19 protein-coding genes, 3 rRNA genes and 1 pseudogene are annotated in these 25631 nt (G+C 69.6%); 16 read left to right on the top strand and 7 right to left on the bottom strand.

Annotated elements, in window-relative coordinates; all coding sequences use genetic code 11:
* Positions 1–89: 89 nt before the first annotated feature.
* Together OG500_RS21235 and OG500_RS21240 are read left to right on the top strand one after the other, a co-directional pair.
* Positions 90–794: a TetR/AcrR family transcriptional regulator C-terminal domain-containing protein gene (locus OG500_RS21235; protein ID WP_329582541.1), complete on the top strand. Its 705-nt coding sequence runs from the start codon at positions 90–92 to the stop codon at positions 792–794.
* Positions 795–884: 90 nt separating this feature from the next.
* The gene (locus tag OG500_RS21240) at positions 885–1724 is read left to right on the top strand and encodes a DUF6585 family protein (protein WP_329582544.1); all 840 of its coding nucleotides are present in this window, start codon (positions 885–887) and stop codon (positions 1722–1724) included.
* A gap of 7 nt (positions 1725–1731) precedes the next feature.
* Here OG500_RS21240 and OG500_RS21245 read toward each other — a convergent pair whose 3' ends face one another.
* Positions 1732–2541, bottom strand: coding sequence for an alpha/beta fold hydrolase (locus OG500_RS21245; RefSeq protein WP_327068262.1), 810 nt, complete (start codon positions 2539–2541; stop codon positions 1732–1734).
* A gap of 122 nt (positions 2542–2663) precedes the next feature.
* Between OG500_RS21245 and OG500_RS21250 the strand changes: the two genes are divergently transcribed.
* Both OG500_RS21250 and OG500_RS21255 read left to right on the top strand, forming a co-directional pair.
* Complete coding sequence (locus tag OG500_RS21250) at positions 2664–3551, top strand: LysR substrate-binding domain-containing protein (protein ID WP_327068263.1); 888 nt, start codon at positions 2664–2666, stop codon at positions 3549–3551.
* A gap of 53 nt (positions 3552–3604) precedes the next feature.
* Entirely contained in the window at positions 3605–4162 is a 558-nt protein-coding gene (locus OG500_RS21255) for a sugar O-acetyltransferase (RefSeq protein ID WP_329582549.1), read from the top strand.
* Here OG500_RS21255 and OG500_RS21260 read toward each other — a convergent pair.
* From OG500_RS21260 to OG500_RS21270, 3 genes are read right to left on the bottom strand one after another with little or no spacing between them, the layout of a single operon-like run.
* The gene (locus OG500_RS21260; protein ID WP_329582552.1) at positions 4143–4334 is read right to left on the bottom strand and encodes a DUF397 domain-containing protein; all 192 of its coding nucleotides are present in this window, start codon (positions 4332–4334) and stop codon (positions 4143–4145) included. The genes OG500_RS21255 and OG500_RS21260 overlap by 20 nt on opposite strands.
* Positions 4318–4518, bottom strand: coding sequence for a DUF397 domain-containing protein (locus OG500_RS21265; RefSeq protein ID WP_329582556.1), 201 nt, complete (start codon positions 4516–4518; stop codon positions 4318–4320). The genes OG500_RS21260 and OG500_RS21265 overlap by 17 nt, the downstream gene beginning before the upstream one ends.
* Positions 4490–5344 carry a helix-turn-helix domain-containing protein gene (locus OG500_RS21270; RefSeq protein ID WP_329582559.1) on the bottom strand — a complete coding sequence of 285 codons (855 nt, stop codon included), beginning with the start codon at positions 5342–5344 and terminating at the stop codon, positions 4490–4492. Before OG500_RS21270 ends, OG500_RS21265 begins: the two co-directional genes overlap by 29 nt.
* 132 nt (positions 5345–5476) lie before the next feature.
* Here OG500_RS21270 and OG500_RS21275 point away from each other — a divergent pair, with 132 nt between their 5' ends.
* From OG500_RS21275 to OG500_RS21290, 4 genes are all read left to right on the top strand, one after another.
* Positions 5477–5803, top strand: a complete 327-nt coding sequence (locus OG500_RS21275; RefSeq protein WP_327068268.1) for a hypothetical protein — start codon at positions 5477–5479, stop codon at positions 5801–5803.
* Positions 5800–6003, top strand: a complete 204-nt coding sequence (locus tag OG500_RS21280; RefSeq protein ID WP_327068269.1) for a hypothetical protein — start codon at positions 5800–5802, stop codon at positions 6001–6003. The genes OG500_RS21275 and OG500_RS21280 overlap by 4 nt, the downstream gene beginning before the upstream one ends.
* The gene (locus OG500_RS21285; protein WP_329582561.1) at positions 6000–6218 is read left to right on the top strand and encodes a hypothetical protein; all 219 of its coding nucleotides are present in this window, start codon (positions 6000–6002) and stop codon (positions 6216–6218) included. Before OG500_RS21280 ends, OG500_RS21285 begins: the two co-directional genes overlap by 4 nt.
* 530 nt (positions 6219–6748) lie before the next feature.
* Entirely contained in the window at positions 6749–7459 is a 711-nt protein-coding gene (locus OG500_RS21290) for a DsbA family oxidoreductase (RefSeq protein ID WP_327068271.1), read from the top strand.
* Between the two features lie 38 nt (positions 7460–7497).
* Here the strand turns inward: OG500_RS21290 and OG500_RS21295 are convergent, their stop codons facing one another.
* Together OG500_RS21295 and OG500_RS21300 are read right to left on the bottom strand one after the other, a co-directional pair.
* On the bottom strand, positions 7498–9798 hold the full coding sequence (locus tag OG500_RS21295; protein WP_329582564.1) for a sigma-70 family RNA polymerase sigma factor: 2301 nt from the start codon (positions 9796–9798) through the stop codon (positions 7498–7500).
* 467 nt (positions 9799–10265) lie between these two features.
* Positions 10266–10934 carry a TetR/AcrR family transcriptional regulator gene (locus OG500_RS21300; protein WP_327068273.1) on the bottom strand — a complete coding sequence of 223 codons (669 nt, stop codon included), beginning with the start codon at positions 10932–10934 and terminating at the stop codon, positions 10266–10268.
* Positions 10935–11715: 781 nt separating this feature from the next.
* Here OG500_RS21300 and OG500_RS21305 point away from each other — a divergent pair.
* The 5 genes and pseudogenes from OG500_RS21305 (at position 11716) to rrf (ending at position 20193) form a co-directional block, all read left to right on the top strand.
* Positions 11716–12942: an NAD(P)/FAD-dependent oxidoreductase gene (locus tag OG500_RS21305; RefSeq protein WP_329582568.1), complete on the top strand. Its 1227-nt coding sequence runs from the start codon at positions 11716–11718 to the stop codon at positions 12940–12942.
* A 200-nt stretch (positions 12943–13142) separates the two neighbouring features.
* Positions 13143–14465, top strand: a pseudogene (locus OG500_RS21310) (PP2C family protein-serine/threonine phosphatase); the annotation flags it as partial.
* A 608-nt stretch (positions 14466–15073) separates the two neighbouring features.
* Positions 15074–16595, top strand: a 16S ribosomal RNA gene (locus tag OG500_RS21315).
* 277 nt (positions 16596–16872) lie between these two features.
* Positions 16873–19990: ribosomal RNA gene (locus OG500_RS21320) — 23S ribosomal RNA — on the top strand.
* An 86-nt stretch (positions 19991–20076) separates the two neighbouring features.
* Positions 20077–20193 (top strand): 5S ribosomal RNA (rrf, locus tag OG500_RS21325).
* The 16S, 23S and 5S rRNA genes sit together here, the layout of an rRNA operon.
* Before the next feature lie 86 nt (positions 20194–20279).
* On the opposite strand, the gene OG500_RS21330 is transcribed toward rrf, so the two are convergent.
* On the bottom strand, positions 20280–20747 hold the full coding sequence (locus tag OG500_RS21330) for an NUDIX hydrolase (RefSeq protein ID WP_327068275.1): 468 nt from the start codon (positions 20745–20747) through the stop codon (positions 20280–20282).
* Between the two features lie 24 nt (positions 20748–20771).
* On the opposite strand from OG500_RS21330, the gene mshD reads away from it, so the two are divergent.
* The 3 genes from mshD to OG500_RS21345 all read left to right on the top strand — a co-directional run bounded on the left by mshD (position 20772) and on the right by OG500_RS21345 (position 25451).
* Complete coding sequence (gene mshD, locus OG500_RS21335) at positions 20772–21746, top strand: mycothiol synthase (RefSeq protein ID WP_327068276.1); 975 nt, start codon at positions 20772–20774, stop codon at positions 21744–21746.
* Positions 21747–22008: 262 nt separating this feature from the next.
* Positions 22009–24252 (top strand): RNA degradosome polyphosphate kinase, encoded by a 2244-nt coding sequence (locus OG500_RS21340; protein ID WP_329582572.1) that lies wholly within the window; start codon positions 22009–22011, stop codon positions 24250–24252.
* 62 nt (positions 24253–24314) lie between these two features.
* Positions 24315–25451, top strand: coding sequence for a CHAD domain-containing protein (locus OG500_RS21345; RefSeq protein ID WP_329582575.1), 1137 nt, complete (start codon positions 24315–24317; stop codon positions 25449–25451).
* The last annotated feature ends 180 nt before the right edge of the window (positions 25452–25631 follow it).

Here is a 25631-nt window from a genome sequence, read left to right on the forward strand (position 1 = left end):
CCTTGCTCTCCTGAACCACGCTCTCCCGAACAACGTTCAACTGACCCTAACTCTGTTCGATTGCACTTGGCCAGCGTTAAACTGAAGTCGTGTCAGAAAAGTCGAAGGCGGCGCCGAAGAGCGCCCCCGCCGTGAAGATCACCGCAGCGAAGATCACCGCCGAGGCCATCGCCCGCGCCGCGCTGGAGCAGCTCAACGAGTCCGGGCTGGACGGGCTGACCATGCGCCAGGTGGCCCAGCGCCTCGGTGTCCAGGTCGCCACCCTCTACTGGCACCTGAAGAACAAGCGCCAACTCCTCGACGCCATGGCCACCGTGATGATGGCCGACGCCTCCGAGGGCCTCGAAGGCCCACGGCGCGAGGAGAGCTGGGCCGACTGGGCGGCCGACTGGGCGCGGCGGCTGCGCGTCACGATGCTGCGCTACCGCGACGGCGGCCGGGTCTTCGCTGGCACCGCCACCGCCGGAGCGGACCAGTACCGCGGCACGGAGCTGATGCTGCGCACCCTGCAGGACGGCGGCTTCGCCGTGCGGGACGCGGCCCGCAGCTTCCCGGTGATCCTGCACTTCACGGTCGGCTTCACCATCGAGGAGCAGGCCCGCACGGGCGCCGACTACGCCGACGAGGACAACCCCTACCGCGCCAACCGCATCTTCCGGGACCTCGACGCCACCCGGTTCCCGCTCACCGCCGAGGCGCACCGCGACCTCTTCGAGGAGGACACCGACGCCGGCTTCGAGCACGGCCTGCGCATCGTCATCGCCGGTATGAGCGCGCTGCACCTGGGACGGTAATCGGGCAGTAGCCGGGCAGCGGCCGGTCAGTAACCGGGGCGGTGAACCCGTGGGGCGCCGATCCGCGTCCTGCCGAGCGGTGACGAAACCATGGGACGGAACCTCGAGGGGGACGGCATGACGGCGGACGTGGACGCGCTCACCGAGCAGGCGGGGCTGGGCGGCTTACGGCGGACGTTCCGCCCGGCGCGCCCGCGGCTCTGGAGCGAGCGGACGAACGGTGAGCGCGTGCTCGTCGTGTTCGCGGTGGTCGCCGCCTTCGGCGTCCTGGGCACGATCCTCTTCATGATCATCTCCGCGGTCCCGCTGTTCGGCCTGTTCATGACCGTGACCGCGGGCGGCCTCTTCGCAGCGAGCTCCATCCGGTACACGCTCCAGCAGCGGGCCGACAAGGGGCGTGAGATCCGCATCCACGACAGCGGAGTGGCCGTGGTCGGCACCGGCGGCGCGACCGTCGACGCCTACCGCTGGGAGTCCATGTCCGTCCTGCAGGACATCACCGAGTACCACCGCGGCGGCGCGCACATGCGCACCACCCACGTCTACACGTTCGCCGGGCCGGGCGTCGGGAGCAGCCGGGTCAAGGGCGGTACGGTCGGCGCCTTCGAGAATCCGGGGACCTGGGGCGGGGAGATCCAGCAGCAGGTGACCGCGGCGCAGCTGCCGCTCGCCCTGGCCGCCGTGCAGGCCGGGCAGACTTTGCAGTTCGGCCCCTACACGGTGAGCGCCGAGCGCCTGACCGCGGGTTCGAAGGCGGTCGGCTGGTCGGAGGTCCAGGCGATCAGCACCGAGAAGGGCCACCTCACGGTGAAGCGGCAGGGCCGCTGGCTGAACATGACCGCCACGCCGGTCCGCCGGATCCCCAACTTCTTCGTCTTCCGCACCCTGGCCGACCGGCTGGTGGAGTCCGCGGCCGGTCGGCCAGGCTGAGTCCCGGTCACCGGGCGGCGACTGCCAGGGCGCCCTGCTCCGCCTCGATCCGCTCCAGCGCGGCGCGCAGCACGAGGTTGAACTCCAGGGGCAGCTCCTGGTGCGGCAGGTGCCCCGCGCCCTCGATGGCCTGCACGCTGCCGAGCGGTGCCAGCGCGGCCAGGTTCTCGGAGACGGCGAGCGGGATCTCGCTGTCCAGCACGCCGTGCACGAAGACGGCGGGGACGGCGAGGCGGGGCAGGTCCTCCCGCGGGTCGTAGGCGGCGGCCTCCAGCAGCAGCGCGTCGATGAAGACGCCGGAGTCCAGGGTCTGCCGCACCGTCCAGTCGATCAGCGCCGGGCCCGCCACCGGGCCGAACCAGCTGGGGACCCAGCCGGCCAGGGTGCCCGCGCGGTCGGTGACCAGATTGCCGATCAGCTGGTCGAGCAGCTCGGTCATGCCCTGGCCCGGCCAGTAGCCGGGGCCGTTGACCGAGACCGCGCCGCGCACCAGCTCCGGCGCGGCGAGCGCGGCCTCCAGGGCGAAGGTGGCGCCCATCGAGCTGCCCACCACGACCGGGCGGTCCAGGCCCAGCTCGGTGATCAGGGCGAGGATGTCGGCGACGTTGTCCGCGATGGTGTTGCCGGTCGCCGGGTGGTCCGAGCGCCCGGCGCCGCGCCAGTCGACGGTGATCACCTCGTGGTCGGCGGCCAGGTCGGCGACCTGCGCGCCCCAGACCCGGCCGCTGGTGCCGAACCCGTGCAGGAACACGATCGGGTCGCCGGTGCCGGTCCGCTCGTAGAAGAGCTCGATCCCGTTGACCTTGGCGTACGACATGGTGGTCACTCCCTCTGGTGGTTCTCCCTGCTGACAGGTCCCATTTCAGTGCAGGAGGCGCCGCCGACCAATGAGCGCTCAGCTCTTAGACTCATCATCAAACGTGATGAATGGGGGGCGTGATGGAACTCCGGCAGGTGCGCTACTTCCTCGCGGTGGCGCAGGAACTCCACTTCGGTCGGGCCGCCGAGCGGCTGCACATCGTCCAGCCCACCGTCAGCCAGCAGATCCGGCGGCTGGAACGGGAGCTGGGCGTCGACCTCTTCGACCGTACGACACGGACGGTCGCCCTGACAGCAGCGGGAAGTGTCTTCGTGGCCAAGGCCCAGGCGATCCTGGACGCCGAGCGGGCCGCGCTGGCGGCGATGGCCGAGCTGCGCGCCGAGCAGTCCTCGGTGCTGCGGCTCGGCACCAACGTGGGGCTCGGCGGCCGGCTGGAGCGGATCCTCACGGAGCTGGAGGCGCTGGCGCCCGGCGTGAACCTGGAGCTGGTCAGCGCGGCACCGGGCGAGCGGCTCCAGCAGGTGCGCGACGGACGGCTCGACGCGGCCCTCGTCCGCGGGATCACCCACAGCCCGGGGCTGGAGCTGATCCCGCTCTGGCAGGACGAGTTGGTGGCGGCGTTCCCGGCGAGCCATCCGGCGGCGGCCCGGGAGAGCGTGGAGCTGGCCGAACTCGCCGAACTGGCGCTGCGGATCGCCCCGCGCGAGGCCAATCCGCACCTGGTCGACCTGGTGACGGACGCCTGCCGGGCGGCGGGCTTCGAGCCACTGATGGGCCCGGCCTTCACCACCGACCAGGACACCCTGGCGGCGATCGGTGCGGGGCGGGCCCAGTGGACGGTCTTCTACGCGGCCAAGGCGGCCGTGCTGCCGACCACCCGCGTGGCGTTCCGCCCGTTCGCGGGCGGGGCGTTGCGGCTGCAGAGCTACCTCGTCGTCCACCCGGCGAGCACCGACCGCAACGTCAGCCTGCTGCTGGACGCCTGCCGCAATTCGCTTGACGGGTGAGGAGCTGCGGGGGAGCGTGAACGAACCAGACCGAGGTGGGAGGGCGGCTGCTCGTGGGCGAGATGAAGGACCGGATGCTGGCCGGTGACTGGTTCATCGCGGACGACCCCGAACTGGGCGAGGCCGTCATGCGCTGCGCGAAGCTGCTGGCCGCCTTCAACGCCATCGAGGTACCCGCACCTGCCGAGCGGCGGGCGATCCTGGGGCAGCTGTTCGGCGCGATGGGCGACGGCGTGATCGTCCGACCGCCGTTCCGCTGCGACGTCGGCTGGAACATCGGCATCGGCGCCCGGTCGTTCGTCAACTTCGGCGGGATCTTCCTGGACACCGCGCCGATCACCATCGGCGCGGACGTACAGATCGGGCCGAACGTCCAACTCCTCGCCCCGCACCACGAGCTGGACACCGAGCGGCGCCGGGCCGGGTGGGAGAAGGCGCTGCCGATCACCATCGGCGACAACGTCTGGCTGGGCGGCGGTGTGATCGTCTGCCCGGGCGTCACCATCGGCGAGAACACGGTGGTGGGGGCGGGCAGCGTGGTCACCAAGGACCTGCCCGCCGGCGTGCTGGCGGTCGGCAACCCCGCTCGGGTCATCCGCGAGCTGGACTGAACTCGGCTGCTGCGACGGCCCGGACGAACGCCTGCCAGGCGGTGGGGTGGAACGTGAGGAACGGGCCGTCGGGGTCCTTGGAGTCGCGCACGTGACCGGGGGCGGCGTCGTCGACCTCGATGCACTCGCCGCCGTCGCCGTTGCTGTGGCTGCTCTTACGCCAGGTGCTCATGGGTGAACTCCCCGCTTGCGGTCGCGTGGACGAAGCTCTGCCAGGATGACGGACGGAACGTGAGGAACGGGCCGTTGGGGTCCTTGGAGTCGCGGACGTGGCCGGGGTTGGCGTCATCGATCTCGATGCAATCGCCGCCATCCGGGTTGCTGTAGCTACTCTTCCGCCACCGGGCGAGCTGCATGGTCGAATCCTTCCAGTGCCGCACTGATCATCGCGGAGGAGTCCTCCGGCGACAGAGCTTGCGCCCTGAGAAGATCGTAGTACGCCTGGCGCTTCGCGACGATGTCCGATTTCTCGATCAACAGGCCGTTGCGGCTGCCTTCTTCGTACGCGACAACTGAACCGCCTGGCAGCTTCAGCAGCATCAGTGAGCCGCCCAGCTCAGAGTGGCCGCCGGCCCTGAACGGTAGGACCTGGAGTGTCACATGGCGAAGCTTGCCGGCCTCAAGCAAGGCCTTCATCTGATCCCGCATGAGTAGTGGTCCGCCCACGAGCCTGCGCAGTGCAGCCTCGTCCATGATGAACCAGTACCGCGGGGGGTTCGCTCCGTGGAGACGGTCCTGCTGCTTGAGGCGTGCTGTGATCTTGTGCTGGATCTCGTCCTCATCAGAGAACGGAGCACCTGCGCGCAGGATCGCCTCTACGAACGCGGGTGTCTGCAGGAGGCCAGGGATGGTCTCAGTGAAGCTCTCACGGATCACTGCCTGAGCGGCCAACTCCATATATCGCCGGTACCTGTCCGGGAACTGCTCCAATCTCGCCAGTGGGAACAGCCTGACGAACGTCCCCCCGGTCCCGAACGCCGCGTCCAGCTTCTCCGACAGCCCCTCCGGCGGCGGCGACTCCGCCGTCTCGATCCGCGACAGGTGCGCCTTGGAGAACTTCAGGATCTCCGCGAGCCGGGTCAGCGACATCCCGGCCGCCTCACGGAGCCGCCGGATTTCAGCCCCGTACAGATCCCGCGCAGAACGCTCCGGGTGGAGCGGACGAGGTTGGAAGCCTGGCATCAGAAGACTCCTCCATGTTTCCGCTTTCGGACCTGGAACGATCCCTGCCTTCCCAGGCTAACCGCGAAGCCCCACGCTTGAGGGACAGAGCGGGAAATTCATCGCTCCCAAAAGCACGCCGGAGTAATACATATGATGGATCATCAGAAAGACCGGCTCCTGCCCGAGTGCCAGTGCCCCGCGAACTGCGGTGGCCGTCCCGAGGCCAGCCGTCGCATGACCCCCGCGTACCCGATCGTCCGCCCCGGCGATGCCCGTCCCCCCTCCGAGCCGTACGAGCCCCGCAGTGTCGGTGAGTTGGTCTTCGACGCGCTCAACGATCGACACGGTGTCCTGATGGACCGAATGGGTGGCACGATCTACCTGCGCCCGGAGCGCGGGGGAGCGGAATGGGAGGCTGACCCGCGCTGGCTGGTTCGCCCGGCCGCCGCCTGCCCTGTCGAGGAGGCGGCCAAGTGAGCTCTCCTCGCCGCCAAGCCGCCGCCGCGTTCGCGGATCTGGCCGACGCCCTGGACGCCGCGGATGTCGACCTGCCCGACGCCGCCGGGGGATGGCTGATCACCCCCGCCGGCGCCGTCCTGCTCCAACTCCGCCCGCTCACCCTCCCCGAGGTGGGTGAACTCATCGACGCCCTCCGACGATTGGCCGACGACACATGACGAACCGGCGAGAAGCCGACCAGGTCGAACTCCCGCTCCGGGTGCCCCTGCTGGCGGGCTTCGTGCACCGCGTCCTCGCCTGCGTCCTGCTGCGCAGCGGTGACGACGAGCCCGAATATCCCGGTCTCGCGGAACGGGTCGCGATCTACGTGGTCTCGATCACCGGGGTGCTGACCTTCGCCGCGATGCTTCTCGCCTTATGGCCGTTCATGTGAATGCACGAGAAGTCGACATCCCCGACTTTCCCGTCGACTTCTCACGCAAATCCCGCCGGAAAGTCATCCAGTCAGACTTTCCGGCGTCGCCGCGGATCTCAATCCCTGGGCCAACTCCCGCACCACGCGCCCCAGTACTTCGCGTACATCCCGAACCCGCCCGCCATCGAGCAGCGCAGGCAGATCGCGGTGCCAGTGCCCCGGTCGGTGCGGCCGTCACTCCGCGCCCCCGATCGCGACCGCGCCCTCGAGCTCGTGGACGCGCGCGACATGCGCCCACGCCCCGCATCCGCCTCCAGCGCCACGCGGCCCGCCGCTGCGGCCAGGGCGCGCTCGGTCCAGTGGTGCGGCAGTGCGATGGTCAGCTGATCTTCCGAGCCAGGATGCGGCCCATCCGGACGCAGAAATACGGTAATCGGACATATCTGCTCGGATCGGGAATGCGGACCAGGACATATCGGTTCACCCTCCACGTTGAACCGCGTCGAACACCGAACCGCCCGTCCCACCCCGCTGAGGAGCCAGCCCCCATGAAGGTCGAGATCTACTCGGACATCGCCTGCCCCTGGTGCTACATCGGCAAGCGCCGCTTCGACCAGGCCCTGGAGCGCTTCGAGGGCAAGGGCGAGGTCGAGGTGACCTTCCGCCCCTACCAGCTCGTCCCCGACGCCCCCGCCACCGCCAGCCCGCACCGCGCCTGGCTGGCCGAGCGCTACGGGCCGCAGTCGCGCGCGATGGACGACCGGGTGACCGAGCTGGGCCGCGCCGAGGGCATCGACTACGACTTCGACGCCGCGCTGCACGCCAACACCTTCCTCGGCCACCGCCTGCTGCACCTGGCGGAGACGGAGTACGGCACCGCCGCCCAGGGCGTGCTCAAGGAGGCGCTGCTCAAGGCGCACTTCACCGACGGCGTGGACGTCGGCGACCGCGCCGCGCTCACCGAGGTCGCCGTCGCGGCCGGCCTGGACCGGGCCCGGGTCACCGAGTACCTGGCGGGCGACGAGGGCGCCGACGAGGTGCAGCGCCAGCTGGACGAGGCGCGGCAGCTGGGCATCAGCGCCGTGCCGACCTTCGTCTTCGACGGGCAGTGGGCCGTCCAGGGCGGCCAGGAGGTGGAGACCTTCCTGCGCGTCTTCGAGCAGGTCGCGAGCGAGCAGCAGCACGCCGAGCAGCAGGCCGGGGCCGCCGCCCACGGCCACGGCGACGACGCGTGCGCCGACGGCGCCTGCGCGATCTGACGCTCCCGCTCCCGGGCCGGCGCCCGGTTCAGCTCACCTCAGCAGCTGAACCGGGCGTCGGCCCAGTCCGCGATGCTGCCGTTGGACCAGAAGCCGTCCACCGGCGTCACCACCAGCCGGATCGACGTCCGCCCGGCCAGCGGCACGTGCACCGGCGCCGCCGCGTCCCAGGCCCGCAGATCGGGTGAGCGCCACAGGCTCGCCCCGTCCGCGTCGGTGACCGAGAACCGGACGGCGCCCGGCACGAGCGTCAGGTCGTCCACGCCGACCACCGCGTCGAAGGCGGTACAGGCGCGGTTCAGGTCGATCGCCACCGTGGACGGCGCGGCCACGCTGACGCCGTTCTTGTAGGCGGTGCCGCCCACCCGGAGCCGGTCGCGCTGGAGCAGCCAGCCGCTGCCGTCCTGGCGGTTGATCGTCGGACCGTCCGGCGGCACCCGGTTCGAGCCCTTGCTGAACGGCAGCTGGTCCATCCAGAAGCTGCTCGGGACCGGCGGGCTGGGCAGCAGCGTCGGCAGCGAGCTCGGCAGGATGCTCGGCGCCGGGGTGGGCGCCGGCGCCGACGGTGTCGGTGCGGGCGGGGCCGGCGGGGCCGCGATCGAGGGCGTCGGGATCTCCGGGGTGGGGATCGCCGGCACGGTCGGCGTCGGCACCGGCGGCAGCGTGGGCAGCGACACCGTCGGCGTCGGCGTCGGCCTGGGTGCCGGGGTGGGCGTGGGCTTCGAAGCCGGCGGTGCCGGGCTCGGCGTCGGCCGGGCGGGCGTCGGCGTGGGGGCCTGCGGGGTCGGCGGCTGCGGACTCGGTGCGGGCGGCTTCGGCGCGGCGGACGGCTTCGGGGCCGGGCCGGCCGAGGCGCTCGGCGCGGGGGGCGCCGGGGCGGCCGTGGGCGCGGGGGCCGGGGAGCCGGTCAGCGCATAGGCGACGGCGGCCGCGGCGGCCACCGCCACGGCGGCGGCGATGCCCGCCTTCGCGGCGGTGCCCAGGCCCTCCCCGGCGGCTGCGGCGGCGCCACCACCGGAGGAACCCCCGGCCCCGGCGGCCCCTCCCGCACCGGCAGCACCAGCCGCGCCGCTCGCCGCTGCCGCGCCGCTCGCACCGGCCGCCGCGCCGCTCGCCGCTGCCGCACCGCTCGCCGCTGCCGCACCACCGGCCGCGGCGCCGCCCGCGAGCGCGCCGGCGCCCAGCGCCGCCGCGACGGCCGAGAAGGCACCGGCCCCGACCCACACCAGCACGCCACCGGGCAGCAGCAGCCGCAGCGCGTGGTTGATGTCGACCAGCTCCAGCAGCGCGGCCGTGCACGCCGTGCACCCGCGCACGTGCTCGCCGACCTCGGCCGAGGCCCGCTTGCGCAGCGCGCCCCGGGCGTAGAGGCCGAGCCGGTTGGCGTACTCCTCGCAGCCCTGGGCCGGGGTGGCCGAGACATGAGCCTGCAGGAAGCCGGCGGCCAGCCGGGCGCGCGCCCGGTGCGCCTGCACGGCGGTGGCGTTCGCGGTCTTGCCCAGCAGGACGGCGACGGCCTTGGGCGACTCCCGCTCGACCTCGGTGTGCCAGAGCAGCACCCGGTCGTCCTCCGGCAGTTCGATGAAGGCCTGCATCACCATGCGCTGGTCGGCCTGGGCGATCGCCCAGGCGTCCGCGCCGGGGTCGGCGAGGTCGTACTCGATGGTGGCGGCGGCCGTCGACTGGCTGAAGGCGCCGAAGTCGTCGATCAGCTGCTCGCGGCGCTCGCCGCGGGTCCAGGTGGCGGCGATGTTGCGCACGGCGGTCAGCAGGTAGGCACGGACGGCGAACTCCGGGCCCTTGCCCGCCTTCAGCGCCTGGAAGGTGCGGGCGAAGACCTCGCCGGCCAAGTCCTCGGCGGTGAAGCTGTCGCGGCAGCAGCTGCGGGCGTAGCGGCGCACCGCATCGGCGTGCCGGCGGTACAGCTCCTCGTAGGCGCCGTCGTCGCCGCCGCGCACCAGCGCCGTCAACTCGGCGTCGGAGGGCGGGCGCTCGCCGTCCACCGGGTCGGCGGGCGGTGGCACGACGGCCAGTGGCGCAGTGGGATCGGCCTCCTCGGGGGAGCGGCCGCGGCTCGCGCCGGTGTTCGCCTGGGGGGCGACGAACGCCTCGGGCAGCACGCTGCCCTGCCCGGCGACGGCCTGCCCCGGCACCCGGCCGGTCAGCGGCGCGAGCGGTTCGGAGGCGGGAGCAGGCAGCGGGGACGGCGACTCCGGCGGCGGGTTGAGCGATTCGCGCGAGGGCGCGCCGCCCTGCCCCGGCACCTGGCCGGTCACGGGCTCGGCGCCGGGCTCGGTGCTGCGCTCGCCGCCGCGCTCGTTCGGCTCCTCGGGGGTCATCGGACCGCCTGCCGGACCGGGCCGGACGCCAACGCCCATCCTGGGGGCGCACACCGACGAAGGGCGTGCTGCGATGCGCCATCGCCTGCGCCGGTGTGCGCGGCGGTCATGGCACCGCGAAGGGTGTGCACCGGGACATTGGCTCCAACCACGGCCAAAGAATGGCATAGCAGGACGTGCACGGGAAGCCACGGACGGTGTGACCCACTCTTCCGGGGAAGCGCCCGAGGTCCGACTTCCCCGCTCCGGCGCAGCCAGTTGACGCCGGGTTGACGACCGGCGCCGCCCGGCCCCGGTCCGCACGCCGCCTGCCCGCGGCCCCGGCGCCCGTCGTTCCACTGCCCGACGGGCACGCCTCGGTCGCCACCGTCACGACCGCGACCGTCACGACCGTCACCCTCACCACCACCGCCACGGCCGCCGGGGAGCGCTCCCGCGTCAGCCGCGGGGTCGGCCGTCACGATGGCTCAGCCCGCCCGCAGACCGTCCAGCAGGATCCGCAGCAGCCGCTCGGCCGGCTCGGGCACCGGCCCGCCGGGCAGCGGACCAGCGTCCTGCCGGGCCGCCAGGGTGCGCCCGATCGCCGGTGGCACGGCCGCCGTCAGCACCAGCACGATCTCCGAGACGGTGACCCCGGGCCGCAGTTCGCCCGCTGCCGCCGCCCTGGTCACCAATGCGGCGAGTAACTGGAGCAGCAGCCGCGGATCGGCGTCCGGCACCCCGACCGCGCCCAGCGGCTCACCGGCCTCCGGTGCGGCGTCCGGTGGCAGCCGCTGCTCCGGCACCCGGGCCAGCTCCTCGGCGTAACCGAAGGCCTCCGGCGGCAGCAGCCGCCCGGCCCCGGTGCCCACCGCGGTGGCCAGGTAGCCGGCCAGCGCCTCCCAGGGGCCGGCCGGCCCGTAGAGCGCCTCCCGGGCCCGCGCGGTCAGCCAGGCCACCTCCTCGGCGGCGATCCGCTGGACCAGCACCTCCTTGCTGGGAAAGCGCCGGTACACCGTGCCGACACCCACGCCGGCCCGCCGTGCGACCTCCTCCATCGGTGCGTCGTACCCGAGTTCACCGAAGACCTCGCGGGCCGCACGCAGCACGCTCTCCAGGTTCCGCCGAGCGTCCACCCGCAACCGCGGGCTGCCCACGCGCCGTTCCTCCACCGGTTCCGGCACCGTCCGACCGGCGCCCGTGCCGGGCCCGAAGCCCGTGTCTGCCCCGGCCCCCGCTCCGGTGCCGATTCCCGTGCGGGCCCCGATTCCCGTCTCAGGACGGCCGGTTCCGGTTCCGCCGGTTCCGGAACCGGCGCCGGACCGGTACGGGCCGGACAGTGGCGCGCGTTGCTCGGGGACGGTGCTCGCACCCGCCCCGACCTGCGGCACAGCCGGTTCGCCCAGCCTGTGATCCTGTTCCTTCAATCCCAACCCTCCCCCGGAGGAGCCCACCTCGGGGCTCTCGTGCGAAGTCGTCGCAGCCGCTGGTGACCTGCCAAGGGTCCAGCCAGCTCCCAGTACCCGGCCCCCGCACCGGCCCCGTCGGGACCGCCACCGCGCCGTTCGGCGACGCACGGCCCGTACGGGCGAGGATCATCCGCGGACTACCCTTCCCCGTTTCAAGCTCGGCCAGTCGGGCTGGTCGGCCAACGGTAAATCAGGCCGTAATGGATTCACCACCCGGGGTGACGGCTTTTCGGGCACGCCACCCGCGCACGACCCGTCCGCCTCGCCGTGGCCGGAGCCGCGCCGAACCGGCTCCGGAGTCGCCCGGACTTGCCCGGACTTGCCCGAACTCGTCGGAACGCGCTCCGAAAACTGCTGACGCGGTGTGGACAAGAGACCCCTCGGCAGGGCGTCATGGAGGCGTGAACCAGGTCACATTTCTCACCAGGACACCGATTCGAGCGGAGGTGGCACCATCCGGGTTCTGATCGTGGGCGGCGGTTGTGCGGGGCTGGCCACGGCCCAACGGCTCCAGCGGGAACTCCAGTCGGAGCTGCGGGCCGGGCGCGCGGAAGTCACCGTGGTTGAGGCCGCACCCTATCTGACGTACCGTCCGCTGCTCGCCGAGGTGGCCGCCGGATCCATCGATCCGCGGCATGTCGTGGTCCCGCTGCGCCAGGCGCTGCCCGACTGCCGGGTGCTCACCGGTCGGGTCGCCCGGATCGACCACGCCCGCCGGCTGGCCTGGCTCACCCCGAAAGACGGCGTCGAGAGCGAACTGGCGTACGACGAGCTGGTGCTGGCGGCCGGCTCGACGGAGCGCGGTGCCCCGGTCCCCGGCCTCGCCGAGCACGGCCTGCGCTTCGGGACGGTCGGCGAGGCGGTCGCGCTGGGCCGGCACGTGCGCGACCAGCTCGACCTCGCCTCCACCACCCGCGACCCCGAACTGCGCGACGCCGCACTGACCTTCGTCTTCGTCGGGGCCGGCTACGGCGGCGTCGGCGCGCTCGCCGAGCTGGAGGACATGGCCCGCCGTTCGCTGCGCGGCTACCCCAACATCGCTCCCGCGGACCTGCGCTGGGTGCTGGTCGAGCGGGGCGAGCGGATCCTCGCCGAGGCCGAGCCGGAACTGGCCGAACAGGCCTTGTCCCACCTGCGCGAGCGGAACGTGGACGTCCGCCTGAAGACCGCGCTCGACTCCGCACGCGACCACGCGGTGGCGCTCTCCGACGGCACCCGCCTGGCCGCCCGCACCCTGGTCTGGACGGCCGGCGCGCGCCCCGCGCCGGTGCTCGGCGCCACCGACCTGCCCACCGGCGACGACGGCCGGATCCGCTGCCTGGACACCCTCCAGGTGCTCGGCCCCGACGGGCGGGCGCTGCCCGGCGCCTGGGCGGCCGGTGACTGCGCCGCCGTCCCGCTGGGCCCGGAGCTCTGCGGCCGCGACGCGCGGCACGCCCTGACCCAGGGCGGGCTGCTGGCCGAGAACCTGCTCGCGGTGGCCGCCGCCCGCCCGCCGCGCGGCTACCGGCCCGACCCGCGCCACGCCGCCGACCCGCTCGGCCTGCGGCTGGTGGCCGGGCCGGCGCGCAAGGGCCTGTCCGGCCACCGGGCCTGGCTGCTGCAGCGCGCCCGCACGCTGCGCGGACTGCCGAGCAACCAGGGGCGGGTGCGGGTGCTGGCGGACTGGGTGCTGGGCGGCGGCCGGGACCACTGAGGCGTTCTGCGTGTTCCGTGCGTTCTGCGTGTTCTGGGTGTTCTGCGCGGGGCACCCTCAGGGCTACAACACGACCAACACACGTACGACTTCCGGAACCGCACCCTCACCTGACAGGATCTGCGTGACACCCCGTCACGGCCTGTGCAAACATCAGTACGAACTGTGACGGCCCGCGATCCGAGGAAAGCGACAGTCGGTTGAACCTCATGCGCTGGAGTGCGCGGCTCACCGCGGCCCCGTGGCGTGTCGCCGCCCCCGCGGACGACCCGGTCGCCCTGCCCGGGCCGCGCGACCCACTCGGCCTCGGCGGACCCCTGCTCGGCCCGGAGCCACTGCTCGACCTGCACGAGCTGTACGACCTGCGCGACCTGCTGGGCCGACTGCCCGCTCCCGTCGTGATCACCTACGGCCCCCGGCACCGCCTCGGCTACGCCAACGACGCCTACCGCGAACTCTTCGGCACCCGCGCCACCGGCCTGACCGCGGAGGAGGCGATGCCGGAACTCGCCGAGCTCGGCCTGCTCCCGCTGCTCGACCAGGTCCTGCGCAGCGGTCGCGACCGCAGCGTCAAGGCGCGCAGCATCACCGACCCGGCGGCCGGCCCCGGACGCACCCGCTGCTTCAACGTCTCCTGCGTCCCCCTGCGCTCCACCGAACGCACCGCCCGCACCGCGCGCTCGGCCGGCCGCGACGGACAGCCGCCGCCCGCCATCGGCGTGCTGATCTACGCCGCCGAGGTCACCGACCAGGTGCAGGCCGCGGCCCGGCTGCGCGAGGCCGAACGCCGCCAGCGCGAGGCCGCCGTCACCCTGCAGCGCAGTCTGCTGCCGCAGAAGCTCGAACAGCCCGCCGAGCTGCGCGTCGCCGCCACCTACCAGCCCGGCGGCGCGGACGCGGCGGTCGGCGGCGACTGGTACGACGTGATCAGCCTGCGCGGCGGGCGCACCGCCCTGGTGATCGGCGACGTGATGGGCCGCGGCCTGCGCGCCGCCGCCGTGATGGGGCAGCTGCGCACCGCCGTGCGCGCCTACGCCCGGCTCGACCTGCCGCCGCACCAGGTGATGGGCCTGCTCGACGGCCTGGCCATGGAGATCGACGCCAACCAGATCGCCACCTGTGTCTACGCCGTCTACGACCCGCCCGCCGGCACCCTCACCTACTCCTCCGCCGGACACCTTCCGCTGATGCTGCGCGGCCCCGACGGCACCGTGCTCCAGGGGGAGCAGCAGAACGGCCCGCCACTGGGCACCGGCGACGGCTCCCACACCTCGCACGTGCTGCGCCTGCTCGCCGGCACCACCGGTGTCCTCTACACGGACGGACTAGTGGAGCGCCGCGACCAGGACATCGACGAGGGCCTCGGCCTGCTGGCCCGCACCCTGGCCGGCGCGGTCGGCTCGCCCGAGGTGGTCTGCGCCAGGCTGCTGCGGGCCATGGGGGTGACGGCGGAGCACGACGACGACGTGGCGGTGCTGGCCTTCCAGCTGCCGCACGCCGAGGCGGGGGTTGACTCGCTTCTCGAAGAGGTCTAGTGTTCTTCGAGCTGCCTGTCAGGGAGCACCGGACGTTCACACTTGTGCGGACGGTCCCGAGCGCAGCCACTCTCCTGAAATACCACCCTCGGCAAGATCGTCGGTCGTTGACGCGTCGCTTTTTGCGCGTTTCTGCGGCGGGCTTCTTTTGTCGTGCCGGTATTTCGGCGAGTGGGCCCGATTCGCTTTTCGGAGCGGGGCTGGGCTAAAGTTCAACACGTCGGACAGGCCGTCAGGTCGGTTACGGCGAAGGCCTCTTGAGGCCGAGCGGTGCGGAAGACCTGGTAAGGTTGGAAACACCGAGAGCGAGTCGGGAAACGCCGAGAGGCGGGTCTGATAAGCTCGAAGAGAAGAAAGAACGAAGCGCCCGGAGGGGCCACGGAAGTGGCTGCGAAGGAAGCGTCCGTTCCTTGAGAACTCAACAGCGTGCCAAAAGTCAACGCCAGATATGTTGACATCCCCGGCCTTGGTCTTCGGACTGGGGTTGGAGATTCCTTTTGAAGTAAAACACTAGCGAGGACGCAGTGCGCGAGGCCACCCTATTCCGGTGGTTGTCGTGCCGCTCGACGCGGGTGTTGCTCGATTACGGGCAGACATTCACGGAGAGTTTGATCCTGGCTCAGGACGAACGCTGGCGGCGTGCTTAACACATGCAAGTCGAACGGTGAAGCCCTTCGGGGTGGATCAGTGGCGAACGGGTGAGTAACACGTGGGCAATCTGCCCTGCACTCTGGGACAAGCCCTGGAAACGGGGTCTAATACCGGATACGACCTTCCTCTGCATGGGGGTTGGTGGAAAGCTCCGGCGGTGCAGGATGAGCCCGCGGCCTATCAGCTTGTTGGTGGGGTAATGGCCTACCAAGGCGACGACGGGTAGCCGGCCTGAGAGGGCGACCGGCCACACTGGGACTGAGACACGGCCCAGACTCCTACGGGAGGCAGCAGTGGGGAATATTGCACAATGGGCGAAAGCCTGATGCAGCGACGCCGCGTGAGGGATGACGGCCTTCGGGTTGTAAACCTCTTTCAGCAGGGAAGAAGCGCAAGTGACGGTACCTGCAGAAGAAGCACCGGCTAACTACGTGCCAGCAGCCGCGGTAATACGTAGGGTGCGAGCGTTGTCCGGAATTATTGGGCGTAAAGAGCTCGTAGGCGGCCTGTCGCGTCGGATGTGAAAGCCCGGGGCTTAACCCCGGGTCTGCATTCGATACGGGCAGGCTAGAGTGTGGTAGGGGAGATCGGAATTCCTGGTGTAGCGGTGAAATGCGCAGATATCAGGAGGAACACCGGTGGCGAAGGCGGATCTCTGGGCCATTACTGACGCTGAGGAGCGAAAGCGTGGGGAGCGAACAGGATTAGATACCCTGGTAGTCCACGCCGTAAACGTTGGGAACTAGGTGTTGGCGACATTCCACGTCGTCGGTGCCGCAGCTAACGCATTAAGTTCCCCGCCTGGGGAGTACGGCCGCAAGGCTAAAACTCAAAGGAATTGACGGGGGCCCGCACAAGCAGCGGAGCATGTGGCTTAATTCGACGCAACGCGAAGAACCTTACCAAGGCTTGACATATACCGGAAACGGCTAGAGATAGTCGCCCCCTTGTGGTCGGTATACAGGTGGTGCATGGTTGTCGTCAGCTCGTGTCGTGAGATGTTGGGTTAAGTCCCGCAACGAGCGCAACCCTTGTTCTGTGTTGCCAGCATGCCTTTCGGGGTGATGGGGACTCACAGGAGACTGCCGGGGTCAACTCGGAGGAAGGTGGGGACGACGTCAAATCATCATGCCCCTTATGTCTTGGGCTGCACACGTGCTACAATGGTCGGTACAAAGGGCTGCGATACCGTGAGGTGGAGCGAATCCCAAAAAGCCGGCCTCAGTTCGGATTGGGGTCTGCAACTCGACCCCATGAAGTTGGAGTTGCTAGTAATCGCAGATCAGCATGCTGCGGTGAATACGTTCCCGGGCCTTGTACACACCGCCCGTCACGTCACGAAAGTCGGTAACACCCGAAGCCGGTGGCCTAACCCTTGGGAGGGAGCCGTCGAAGGTGGGACCAGCGATTGGGACGAAGTCGTAACAAGGTAGCCGTACCGGAAGGTGCGGCTGGATCACCTCCTTTCTAAGGAGCACATGGCCGGATGCGAGCGAATGTCTCGCACGGTTGCTCATGGGTGGAACGTTGACTATTCGGCACACAGGGTTGGTTGTTTCCTAGTACTGCTTCGGCGTGGAACGGTTACGGGTGATCTGGTGTGTCGGGCACGTTGTTGGGTCCTGAGGGAACGAGTAATCGTTGTCTCAGTGCCGGTCCCACGGACACGCCGGGTTTTTGCTTGGTTGTGTAGGTGGGTGTCTGGTCGTTGTTTGAGAACTGCACAGTGGACGCGAGCATCTGTGGCCAAGTTTTTAAGGGCGCACGGTGGATGCCTTGGCACTAGGAACCGATGAAGGACGTGGGAGGCCGCGATAGGCCCCGGGGAGCTGTCAACCGAGCTTTGATCCGGGGGTGTCCGAATGGGGAAACCCGGCAGTCGTCATGGGCTGTCACCCATACCTGAACACATAGGGTATGTGGAGGGAACGCGGGGAAGTGAAACATCTCAGTACCCGCAGGAAGAGAAAACAACCGTGATTCCGGGAGTAGTGGCGAGCGAAACCGGATGAGGCTAAACCGTTGTGGTGTGAGACCCGGCAGGGGTTGCCACTTCGGGGTCGTGGGAAAGTTCTTCGGTCGTCTGCCGGCGATCGGGTGAGTCAGAAACCGTATGGGTAGTCGAAGGACATGCGAAAGGTCCGGCGTAGAGGGTAAGACCCCCGTAGACGAAACTTGTACGGCTCACTTGAGCTTCTCCCAAGTAGCACGGAGCCCGAGAAATTCCGTGTGAATCTGGCGGGACCACCCGCTAAGCCTAAATATTCCCTAGTGACCGATAGCGGATAGTACCGTGAGGGAATGGTGAAAAGTACCGCGGGAGCGGAGTGAAATAGTACCTGAAACCGTGTGCCTACAAGCCGTGGGAGCGTCGTTGGTCAGCTTGCTGATCAGCCGTGACTGCGTGCCTTTTGAAGAATGAGCCTGCGAGTTTGCGGTGTGTAGCGAGGTTAACCCGTGTGGGGTAGCCGTAGCGAAAGCGAGTCCGAATAGGGCGGTTGAGTTGCATGCCCAAGACCCGAAGCGGAGTGATCTAGCCATGGGCAGGTTGAAGCGCGGGTAAGACCGCGTGGAGGACCGAACCCACCAGGGTTGAAAACCTGGGGGATGACCTGTGGTTAGGGGTGAAAGGCCAATCAAACTCCGTGATAGCTGGTTCTCCCCGAAATGCATTTAGGTGCAGCGTCACGTGTTTCTTGCCGGAGGTAGAGCACTGGATAGGCGATGGGCCTTACCGGGTTACTGACCTTAGCCAAACTCCGAATGCCGGTAAGTGAGAGCGTGGCAGTGAGACTGTGGGGGATAAGCTCCATGGTCGAGAGGGAAACAGCCCAGAACACCGACTAAGGTCCCTAAGCGTGTGCTAAGTGGGAAAGGATGTGGAGTCGCAGAGACAACCAGGAGGTTGGCTTAGAAGCAGCCACCCTTGAAAGAGTGCGTAATAGCTCACTGGTCAAGTGATTCCGCGCCGACAATGTAGCGGGGCTCAAGCACACCACCGAAGTCGTGTCATTCACAGAATACGCCCAACGGCGCTGTGGATGGGTAGGGGAGCGTCGTGTGCCGGGTGAAGCGGCGGAGGAATCCAGTCGTGGACGGTATACGAGTGAGAATGCAGGCATGAGTAGCGATACAAGAGTGGGAAACTCTTGCGCCGATTGACCAAGGGTTCCTGGGTCAAGCTGATCTGCCCAGGGTAAGTCGGGACCTAAGGCGAGGCCGACAGGCGTAGTCGATGGACAACGGGTTGATATTCCCGTACCCGCTTTGAAGCGCCAACGCTGAACCTCTGAATGCTAAAGCCGTGAAGCCGGCCCGGAGTCTTCGGACAAAGGGACGTGGTGGAGCCGCTGATCCAACAGGGTATTAGGTGAGCGATGGGGTGACGCAGGAAGGTAGTCCAGCCCGGGCGGTGGTTGTCCCGGGGTAAGGGTGTAGGGCGTTGTGTAGGCAAATCCGCACAACATGAGCCTGAGACCTGATGCCGAGCCGATTGTGGTGAAGTGGATGATCCTATGCTGTCGAGAAAAGCCTCTAGCGAGTTTCATGGCGGCCCGTACCCCAAACCGACTCAGGTGGTCAGGTAGAGAATACCGAGGCGTTCGGGTGAACTATGGTTAAGGAACTCGGCAAAATGCCCCCGTAACTTCGGGAGAAGGGGGCCGGAACTGGTGGAGGCACTTGCTGCCCGAGCTGGGGCCGGCCGCAGAGACCAGCGAGAAGCGACTGTTTACTAAAAACACAGGTCCGTGCGAAGCCGTAAGGCGATGTATACGGACTGACGCCTGCCCGGTGCTGGAACGTTAAGGGGACCGGTTAGCTCTGATTCGTCGGGGCGAAGCTGAGAACTTAAGCGCCAGTAAACGGCGGTGGTAACTATAACCATCCTAAGGTAGCGAAATTCCTTGTCGGGTAAGTTCCGACCTGCACGAATGGCGTAACGACTTCTCGACTGTCTCAACCATAGGCCCGGTGAAATTGCATTACGAGTAAAGATGCTCGTTTCGCGCAGCAGGACGGAAAGACCCCGGGACCTTTACTATAGCTTGATATTGGTGTTCGGTTCGGCTTGTGTAGGATAGGTGGGAGACTTTGAAGCGGCAACGCCAGTTGTTGTGGAGTCGACGTTGAAATACCACTCTGGTCGTGCTGGATGTCTAACCTGGGTCCGTGATCCGGATCAGGGACAGTGTCTGGTGGGTAGTTTAACTGGGGCGGTTGCCTCCTAAAGAGTAACGGAGGCGCCCAAAGGTTCCCTCAGCCTGGTTGGCAATCAGGTGTTGAGTGTAAGTGCACAAGGGAGCTTGACTGTGAGACCGACGGGTCGAGCAGGTGCGAAAGCAGGGACTAGTGATCCGGCGGTGGCTTGTGGAAGCGCCGTCGCTCAACGGATAAAAGGTACCCCGGGGATAACAGGCTGATCTTCCCCAAGAGTCCATATCGACGGGATGGTTTGGCACCTCGATGTCGGCTCGTCGCATCCTGGGGCTGGAGTAGGTCCCAAGGGTTGGGCTGTTCGCCCATTAAAGCGGTACGCGAGCTGGGTTTAGAACGTCGTGAGACAGTTCGGTCCCTATCCGCTGTGCGCGTAGGAGTGTTGAGAAGGGCTGTCCCTAGTACGAGAGGACCGGGACGGACGAACCTCTGGTGTGCCAGTTGTCCTGCCAAGGGCATGGCTGGTTGGCTACGTTCGGGAGGGATAACCGCTGAAAGCATCTAAGCGGGAAGCCTGCTTCGAGATGAGCACTCCCACCTCCTTGAGAGGGTAAGGCTCCCAGTAGACGACTGGGTTGATAGGCCGGATGTGGAAGCCCTGTAAGGGGTGGAGCTGACCGGTACTAATAGGCCGAGGGCTTGTCCTCAGTTGCTCGCGTCCACTGTGTTGTTCTGAAACAACGACCCCCGCCAGGGAAAGACGGGCGGGTTGCGGTCGGCAGTTTCATAGTGTTTCGGTGGTCATAGCGTGAGGGAAACGCCCGGTTACATTCCGAACCCGGAAGCTAAGCCTCACAGCGCCGATGGTACTGCAGGGGGGACCCTGTGGGAGAGTAGGACGCCGCCGAACAATAATTCCAAGAAAGCCCCCTTCCTTCGGGAAGGGGGCTTTCTTGCGTTCAGGGCTCACTCCGCACGGCTCTCACCGCACGATTTTCATCGCACGATGCGACCCAGTGCCGGCTTTTCCCGGTGGAGCGCGACGGCGATGTCCACCAAGGACACCCGCTCCAGTCCCTCGACCTCCGCCAGCGGGATCCAGGCCGCCAGATCCGTCGAGCCGTCGGTCTCGTTGCGCAGCTCGCCCCCGGTGATCCGGCCCTCGTAGAGGATCCGCAGACCGTGGAAGTCCCGCGCCTGGGGGTTCGAGGAGCTCGCCGGAACGAGGAAGTTCTCCGAGTCGACCCCGAGCAACCGGACCAGCTCGACCTCGTACCCGGTCTCCTCCCGCACCTCCCGGATCGCCGCGTCGTACGGGTCCTCCCCGTGGTCGAGCCCGCCGCCGGGCATGGTCCACAGCCGCTCCCCGTCCGCGCCGACCCAGCGCGCGAGCAGGATCCGGCCGTCCTCGACGCAGACCGCATAGGCCGCGGGACGAACTCTTCGTATGGCATCTGATGACATGTGAGGCAGCGTAAGGTCCCGTCCATGGATACCGCCAAGACTCCCGAGTCCGAGTCCCACGTGAGCCCCGAGATCCAGGTGAGCGCCGGTCTGACGGCCGAGCAGCTCGACACCGCGCACGCCGTGTTGCGCGCCGCTGCGGCCGCCGACGGCCGCGAGGCCGTCTCGGAGGCGGGCCGCCTGCGGCTGCGGGTGGCCGAGCCGCGCGAGGGCGTGCGGCACCTGGTGGCCGGCGGCACCGACGCCCCGGCCGGCTACGCGCAGGTCGAGCTCCAGGAGAAGTCCGCCACCGCCGAGCTGGCCGTGCACCCGGACCGCCGCGGGCTGGGGCTGGGCCGGGCGCTGGCCGGTGCGGTGCTCGCCGAGGCCGGCGAGCAGCGGGCCGTCGACTTCTGGGCGCACGGCGGCCACCCGGCGGCCCGGCGACTGGCCGAGGCGTTCGGTGCGGAGCTGGTCCGTGAGCTGCGGCAGATGCGCCGCACCGCGGCGGCCCCGGCCGAGGTGCCGCTGCCCGAGGGCGTCACGCTGCGGACCTTCCGGCCCGGTGCGGACGACGAGGCCTGGCTGCGGCTCAACGCGCTGGCCTTCGCCCACCACCCGGAACAGGGTTCCTGGACCGCCCGCGACCTGGCCGACCGGATCGCCGAGCCGTGGTTCGACCCGGCCGGCTTCTTCCTCGCGGTCCGCGGCGCCGGCACCGCGGACGAGCGCCTGGTCGGCTTCCACTGGACCAAGGTGCACCCGGCCACCGCCGCCGAGCCCGAGCTGGGCGAGGTCTACGTGGTCGGGGTGGACCCGGCCGAGCAGGGCAACGGCCTGGGCAAGGCGCTGACCGCGGCCGGACTGCGCCATCTGGCGGCGGACCGCGGGCTGCCCACCGTGCTGCTCTACGTCGACGCGGACAACGTGGCCGCGGTGCGGGTCTACGAGCGTGTGGGATTCACGGTGCACGAGGTAGACCTGATGTATCGGGTCACCGAGGGTCGTCGAGTGGGCTAGCGGGCCGCAGGGCCGACCGACTCAGCTTTCCTCCCGGCCATGCGGTGTTTACCGTGGATTCAATTGCCGACGCGAAGATCACAGGATGACGTCCGTAGTGTCTCGCTCCCGCAGCTTGGGCCACATCGCCGGGGTCGGTCGGCTATCGACCGCCCCGAGCGGTGGGTCCGCCTCGCTGCGGGTGGCGGAACCGGGTGAGGACAGCCGGACACCGGCCGCGCCCGGGCACGCGGATCTCACGCCGCTGGAGGAGCTGGAACCCATGACCGTCCCCCGCCCGGTCGCGGCCGGTACGACGCCCGAAGCGCCAGACCCCTCAGGAGCCGATGCCATGCCCGAGTCCCCCGGCGTGCCCGCCCCGTCCCGGCTGACCAAGACCCTGGGGGTGTCGCTCGACCAGTTCCCCGACGGTGTCGAGGAGCCCGAGCTGGACGAGCTGCCGCAGGGCCGCTTCCTGGACCGGGAGCGCAGCTGGCTCGCGTTCAACGAGCGGGTGCTGGAGCTGGCCGAGGACCCGCAGATCCCGCTGCTGGAGCGGACCAAGTTCCTGGCGATCTTCGCCAGCAACCTGGACGAGTTCTTCATGGTGCGGGTGGCCGGCCTCAAGCGCCGGATCGCCACCGGCGTCGCCCAGCGCAGCGCCTCGGGCCTGCAGCCGCGCGAGGTGCTCGATCTGATCTGGACGCGGTCCCGGGAGCTCATGGCCCGGCACGCGGCGGCCTTCCAGCACGACGTGCTGCCGGACCTCGCGGCCGAGGGCATCGAGCTGGTCCGCTGGGCGGAGCTCACCGAGAAGGAGCAGGGCCGCCTGCACAACCTGTTCCGGCAGCAGATCTTCCCGGTGCTGACCCCGCTGGCCGTCGACCCGGCGCACCCGTTCCCGTACATATCGGGCCTGAGCCTGAACCTGGCGGTGGTGGTGCGCAACCCGGTCTCCGGGCACAAGCACTTCGCCCGGGTGAAGGTGCCGCAGTCGCTCTTCCGCTTCCTGGAGGCCTCGCCGCAGCGGTACGTGCCGCTGGAGGACGTGATGGGGGCGCACCTGGAGGAGCTCTTCCCCGGTATGGAGGTGCTCGCCCACCACGCCTTCCGGGTGACCCGCAACGAGGACCTCGAGGTCGAGGAGGACGACACCGAGAACATCCTCAAGGCGCTGGAGAAGGAGCTGATGCGCCGCCGGTTCGGGCCGCCGGTGCGGCTGGAGGTGGAGGAGTCGATCGACCCCTACATCCTCGACCTGCTGGTGCGCGAGCTGAACATCACCGAGGCGGAGGTGTTCCCGCTGCCCGGCCCGCTCGACCTGACCGGGCTGTTCGGGATCGCCGGCCTGGACCGTCCGGATCTGACGTACGGCAAGTTCGTGGCCGGTACCGCGCGCGGTCTCACCGACGTGGAGTCGGCCTCTCAGCCGGACATCTTCGCCGCGATGCGCGAGCGCGACGTGCTGCTGCACCACCCGTACGACAGCTTCTCCACCTCGGTGCAGGCCTTCCTGGAGCAGGCCGCGGCCGACCCGCACGTGCTGGCGATCAAGCAGACGCTGTACCGGACCTCGGGTGACTCGCCGATCGTGGACGCGCTGATCGACGCGGCCGAGTCCGGCAAGCAGGTGCTGGTGCTGGTGGAGATCAAGGCGCGCTTCGACGAGCAGGCCAACATCAAGTGGGCCCGCAAGCTGGAGGAGTCGGGCTGCCATGTGGTGTACGGCCTGGTCGGTCTGAAGACGCACTGCAAGCTGTCGCTGGTGGTGCGCCAGGAGGGCGACACGCTGCGCCGCTACGCGCACGTGGGCACCGGCAACTACCACCCGAAGACCGCCAGGCTGTACGAGGACCTGGGGCTGCTCACCGCCGACCCGCAGGTCGGGGCCGACCTCTCGGACCTGTTCAACCGGCTCTCCGGCTACTCGCGCCGGGAGTCCTACCGCCGGCTGATGACGGCCCCGCGCGGGCTGCGCGACGGCTTGATCGCACGGATCCAGAACGAGGTCGCCAACCACCGCGCCGGCCTGCCGGCGTACGTGAAGATCAAGGTGAACTCGATCGTCGACGAGCAGCTGATCGACGCGCTCTACCGGGCCTCGCAGGCGGGTGTGCCGGTGGACGTCTGGGTGCGCGGGATCTGCGCGATCCGGCCCGGGGTGGTGGGGCTGAGCGAGAACATCCGGGTCCGCAGCATCCTGGGACGCTTCCTGGAGCACTCCCGGATCTTCGTCTTCGGCAACGGCGGTGATCCCGAAGTCTGGTTCGGCAGTGCGGATATGATGCACCGTAACCTGGACCGGAGGATCGAGGCCCTGGTCCGGGTCGCGGATCCGACCCACCGGGCCGAGCTGTCCGGGCTGATCGACCTCGGCATGGCGGAGGACACCGCCTCCTGGCACCTGGGCCCGGACGGGGCCTGGAGCCGGCGCAGCCAGGACGCCGACGGGCACCGCCTGCGGGACATCCAGGAACTGCTCATCGACTCGCGCCAGCGCCGCAGGAGCGCCGTCGCGTCGCTGTGACCCACGCCGACCGTCCCTGACCATCCGTCGCCTGCCCTGGGGGAACGGGGAGTACCCACGACATGACTGACGCGCCCATGACGACCCCGGCGGCCACCGCGACCGCCGGGGAGGTCCTCTCCCGGTACCTCAACGAACAGGCCGGCCTCTTCCTGCGCGCGCTGCCGCAGGCGGTGGGGGAGGCCGGAGCCCGGCCCGGTGCACTGCCCTCGCTGAACTCGTCCGCGGGCAGCGCCGGAACGGGGGAGCTGCTGCGCGCGGTGCGCCGGATCGGCGGTGCGCTGCACACCTTCGGTGCGGTGTTCGAGCCGGGCTGGGCCCACGAGTCGCGCAGCGAACTGCGCTGGCTGCTCAACCTGTTGGCGCAGGAGCCGGCCTATCTGCGGCGTTCGGCGCGGCTGCTGGCGGCGCTGGACACGCTCAGCTCCACCGGTGGCACGGGTGCGCCCGGCACCGCGGGCGAGCTGCGCGGGCCGGGGATGCTGGCCGGGCATCCCGGTGCGCCCAAGGCACGGGCGCTGCTGGACCGGCAGCTGACGCTGGCCCGCACCCGGGTGCACAGCTCGGTGCTGCAGGAACTGCGCTCCTCGCGGCTGCACGCGCTGGCGGACCGGATGACGCTGCTGGTGGGCGAGGCGCCGCTGGTGGCGGCGGCCGGGATCGCGGCGGGGGAGCTGCTGCTGCCGCAGGCGGCGGTGGCGTTCGGGGAGCTGGGCCAGGCGGTGCAGGCGCTGCCGTGGCAGCGGGCGGCGACGGCGTACCAGGGGGACGCGCTGCACCGGCTCGGCGCGGTCGCGCCGGCCCCGGCGCCCGTCGCCGCACCGCTGCCGGCGCAGGGGCGCTCGGGGGCGGCAGGGGCGGCGGGGGACGCGGACGGTGCGCTGGCGGCCGACGACGCGCCGTGGCACCGCACCCGGGTCCTGGCCAAGCGGGCCCGCTACGCGCTGGAGGTGTGCAGCCGCCCGGGCGCCGAACTGGACGTGCTCGACCAGGTGCTGGACCGGCACCAGGAGGCGGCGGAGGCGGCGGTCACGGTGGCCACGGCGGCGCGCACGCCACGGATCACCCCCGCGACGGCCTATGTGCTGGGGGTGGTGCATGCTGATCAGCGACTGGAGGTCGAGGCGGCGAGATACGCCTTCGGCCGTCAGTGGCCGACCCTCCCGCAGCACGGATGGCATGAATGGGCGAGCGCCTGAGCGTTGAGCGGTACCCGGACCCCCGGATGGCGGCCCCGTCGGCCCCGTCCGCGGCGGCGGCCGAGAAGCTGGCGCGTCGCCGGCGGCGGGAGGCCAAGCGGCAGGGGCCGTGGACCGGTCCCGGCCGCGGCCCGCTGCTCCCGTCCCACCCGGGCGGCGAGGCGTGCGGGCAGTCGTCCG

It is taken from the genome of Kitasatospora sp. NBC_01250, from assembly GCF_036226465.1.
In the GTDB taxonomy this organism is placed as follows: domain Bacteria; phylum Actinomycetota; class Actinomycetes; order Streptomycetales; family Streptomycetaceae; genus Kitasatospora.